Source organism: Citrobacter sp. XY323, assembly GCF_025106035.1.
GTDB classification, from domain to species: domain Bacteria; phylum Pseudomonadota; class Gammaproteobacteria; order Enterobacterales; family Enterobacteriaceae; genus Citrobacter; species Citrobacter braakii.
In genome coordinates, this window is record NZ_JANYUK010000038.1 from 1 (window position 1) to 769 (window position 769).

The following is a 769-nucleotide window of genomic DNA, read 5'->3' on the forward strand; positions in this document are numbered from 1 at the left end:
CCAACAACACCCGGCCATAAACGCCAAAAACAGTCTCGACATAGGCGCTCATCACCTGCATACCGTTCGTTGCGCCCCGCACCGGGCTGTGGGACCCCATCGACAGATAACAGATATAAATCACGGCCAGACCTGCCGCGGCGATAAAGGCTGCGGCGATGGAATGGGTAAAGATGCCCCGCGGATGGTGGATCCCGCGCTGTTTAAGCGTGTGGGTGATAATGGCGCCAAAGCACAGCGCACTGATCACATCCAGGGTCTGATAACCGTTGACGAACCCTGTATCGAACGCGCGAGTTTGATATGCGATTGTGGCGGTCGTGAGGTCACCAATCGGATGTAACCAGGCACATATGCCGATAAAAATCAGGGCACTAATTTTAATGGGCGAAAGGAAGAAACCGACGATTTCCAGCATTTTCCCCGGCTTAGCCAGCGTCGCGCCAGCAAGGCCAAAGAACGCGGCGGAAAATATAATCTTCTGCATCAGGGAACTAGCTGCGCCATCGGTGATGACTTCGTAGCTAATCGTCGCGGTGCGTGGCGTACCAAATAAAACCCCCAGCGTTAAAAAGCAAATGCCAATAAAAATCAGGCTCGGCCATTTGCCTAAGGGGTTCGTTAATTCCGCGATATCACCGCCATTAATGGCAAGGGAAATAATCGCCAGTGCCGGGAACAGAACCGCTGTGATGATAAAGCCAAAGCCTGCATTAAAGGCGTTTGCGCCCGCCTGCATGCCGACCAGCGGCGGGAATATAATATTGCC

General features: G+C 53.3%; 1 protein-coding gene. It reads right to left on the reverse strand.

All coding sequences use genetic code 11. The annotated features are described in order from the left end of the window. A partial coding sequence (locus N0B36_RS24375) for a branched-chain amino acid transport system II carrier protein (RefSeq protein WP_259689513.1) occupies positions 1–769 on the reverse strand: 769 nt, incomplete at both ends.